General features: G+C 71.7%; 5 protein-coding genes. 1 reads left to right on the top strand and 4 read right to left on the bottom strand.

Annotation, left to right across the window (positions count from 1 at the left end; translation table 11 throughout):
* The 4 genes from ACFQ4O_RS16870 to ACFQ4O_RS16855 form a co-directional block, all read right to left on the bottom strand.
* A partial coding sequence (locus ACFQ4O_RS16870; RefSeq protein ID WP_378777436.1) for a DUF937 domain-containing protein occupies positions 1 to 273 on the bottom strand: 273 nt, incomplete at its 3' end.
* An 89-nt stretch (positions 274 to 362) separates the two neighbouring features.
* Entirely contained in the window at positions 363 to 743 is a 381-nt protein-coding gene (locus ACFQ4O_RS16865; protein WP_378777434.1) for a DUF4112 domain-containing protein, read from the bottom strand.
* Positions 740 to 898, bottom strand: a complete 159-nt coding sequence (locus ACFQ4O_RS16860) for a YqaE/Pmp3 family membrane protein (protein ID WP_378777432.1) — start codon at positions 896 to 898, stop codon at positions 740 to 742. The genes ACFQ4O_RS16865 and ACFQ4O_RS16860 overlap by 4 nt, the downstream gene beginning before the upstream one ends.
* An 82-nt stretch (positions 899 to 980) precedes the next feature.
* The gene (locus tag ACFQ4O_RS16855; RefSeq protein WP_378777430.1) at positions 981 to 1,418 is read right to left on the bottom strand and encodes a nucleoside deaminase; all 438 of its coding nucleotides are present in this window, start codon (positions 1,416 to 1,418) and stop codon (positions 981 to 983) included.
* Between the two features lie 59 nt (positions 1,419 to 1,477).
* Here ACFQ4O_RS16855 and ACFQ4O_RS16850 point away from each other — a divergent pair.
* Positions 1,478 to 2,436, top strand: a 959-nt coding sequence (locus ACFQ4O_RS16850; RefSeq protein ID WP_378777428.1) for a pseudouridine synthase, incomplete at its 3' end; no start/stop codon positions are given.

Genomic DNA, 2,436 nt, shown 5'->3' with positions numbered 1-2,436 from the left:
GAGCGCGTCGTCGCCGGCCGCCCGCGCGGACGGATCGAGCGCCGCCGCCTGCGCCTCGAAGGCGCGGGCGTAGACGTCGGCGCCGAACATCTGGTGCAGCCGCCGCGCAGCCTCGTCGTTGCGGGACTGGCGCTGGAACCCCTGCGCGAAGGCGGGCGTCAGCGCCGCCATGGCCGCGCGCATTTGCGCCGGATCGACGCCATAGGCGCGCGCCATGTTGTCGAAGGCGGCGCCGCCCTGCGCCTGCCGCATCAGGTCGTAGAAGGTGAACATGGCGCTCGTCTCCCGGCCACGGCTTCGCGCGGCTCTTGTGGCCGGAAGCCTAAGCGGCGGCGGACGGAAGGTCCACCGCGCGGGCCGCGTCAGCGGCCGAAATGGCGGCGCAGCAGCCGCATGTTGCGGCGGTTCGCCTTGAACGCCACGTCGAACACCGATCCGAGGATCGGGATCGAGCCCACCGCCGTGTCGAGCGCCACGTTGCCCACCATCCGCACGAGGATGTGCGTCGGCGCGCCGAGATCGCTGGCGCGCTTGATCAGGTAGGCGGACACCAGCCCCATGGCGACGTCGCCGACGCCGGGGGCGAGGCCAACGGCCGCGTCGAGCCCGAAGCGCCAGGTGGTGCCGGGGATGCGCCAGCGCGAATCCAGCAGGGTCGCGAGGCGGTCCAGCTCATCAAGGATCGCGTCCTTGTCCGGCCGCTCCATGCGGCCGGCGAAACCGGAGGCTGCGTAAGCGGTCATTTGCGTACGATCACCCAGATGGCGTGAATGATGCCCGGCACGTAGCCGAAGATCGTCAGCAGGATGTTGAGCCAGAAGTGCAAGCCGATGCCCACCTGCAGGAACACGCCGAGCGGCGGCAGCAGAATGGCGATCAGGATGCGCACGACGTCCATCGAAACTTCCTCGCGTTCTACGCCCGGGGTCGGGCGGTCGCGGCGGAAACGCGCAAAGTGGGCGTTCCGTTCGCTCGAAACGTCAGATGGGGATGCGAAGCGTGCGAAAAAAGTCCTTCAGCAGGGCCGCGGACTCGGACTCCGCTATTCCGGGATAGACGTCCGGGGCGTGGTGGCAGGTGGGCAGGTCATAGAGCCGCGCGCCCGAGACCACCGCGCCGCCCTTCGGGTCCTCGGCTCCGAAATAGAGCCGCCGGATGCGGGCGAAGGAGATCGCGCCCGCGCACATGGGGCAGGGCTCCAGCGTGACGTGCAGGTCGCAGCCCGTGAGCCGCTCGGAGCCGAGCGCCTCGCAGGCCATGCGGATGGCGAGAATCTCCGCGTGCGCCGTGGGATCGTTCCGCTCGCGGGTGCGGTTTCCGGCTGCGGCGATCACCGCGCCGTCCCGCGTGACGACCGCGCCCACGGGCACTTCGCCGCGGGCCGCGGCGGCGCGGGCCTCGTCCAGCGCCCGCTCCATCGGCGAAGCCGTGATATCTCTCGTCAATTGACCGTCCACATGCTATCGCCCGCCGCATCATGACACAGTCCGACGAACCGACCTCAGCCGGCCCCGACGGGGCGCCGGAGCCCGCTTCCGCCGCGTCGCCTCCGGGCGAACGCGTGGCCAAGGTCATCGCCCGCGCCGGCCTCGGCTCGCGGCGCGAGGCCGAGCAGTGGATCACCGAGGGCCGCGTCGCCGTCAACGGCGCGGTCATCGACGCCGCCGCGCGCAACGTCACGCCCCGGGACCGGGTGACGGTGGACGGACGGGCGCTGCCGGCGCGCGAGCGCACGCGGCTCTGGCTCTACCACAAGCCGCGCGGCTACGTGACCACGACCCATGATCCGGAAGGCCGCGAGACGGTGTTCCAGATCCTGCCGCCCGCCATGCCGCGGGTGGTGACGGTGGGCCGGCTCGACATCAACACCGAGGGCCTGCTGCTGCTGACCAACGACGGCGGACTGTCGCGGGTGCTGGAGCTGCCGGAGACCGGCTGGCTGCGGCGCTACCGCGTGCGCTGCTTCGGCCGGGTGACGCAGGACAAGCTCGACGCGCTGAAAGAGGGCGTCACCATCGACGGGTTCCACTACGGCCCGATCGAGGCGACGCTGGAACGCCAGCTCAATGACAACTGCTGGCTGCAGATCGGTCTGCGCGAGGGCAAGAACCGCGAGGTGAAGCGCGTCGCCGAGCATCTCGGCCTCGCCGTCAGCCGCCTCATCCGCGTGTCCTTCGGCCCGTTCCAGCTGGGCGACCTCGGCGAAGGCGCGGTGGAGGAGGTGCGCACCCGCACCCTCGCCGACCAGCTCGGCCGGCGTCTGGCGGAGGAGGCGGGCTGCGATTTCGAGGCTCCGAGCGTCGATCACGGCGAGGACGCCCCGCTCGTCACCGGCGGGCGCGGCGCCGGCCGCAGGGCGTTCGAGCCCAAGGCGGTCGCGGCCAACGAGCCGCTGAGGGATCCGAGCCAGCGCGTCGGCCGCCGGGCGCCCGTGGC

The organism is Methylopila musalis (assembly GCF_042679725.1).
In the GTDB taxonomy this organism is placed as follows: Bacteria; Pseudomonadota; Alphaproteobacteria; order Rhizobiales; family Methylopilaceae; genus Methylopila; species Methylopila musalis.
This window is presented reverse-complemented; position numbering and strand designations above follow the sequence as displayed.

What these genes read in the sequence shown, in the direction of transcription:
- ACFQ4O_RS16865 (WP_378777434.1), bottom strand. Translation starts at nt 743, where the DNA reads ATGACCGCTTACGCAGCCTCCGGTTTCGCCGGCCGCATGGAGCGGCCG.
- ACFQ4O_RS16860 (WP_378777432.1), bottom strand. Translation starts at nt 898, where the DNA reads ATGGACGTCGTGCGCATCCTGATCGCCATTCTGCTGCCGCCGCTCGGC.
- ACFQ4O_RS16855 (WP_378777430.1), bottom strand. Translation starts at nt 1,418, where the DNA reads ATGGAGCGGGCGCTGGACGAGGCCCGCGCCGCCGCGGCCCGCGGCGAA.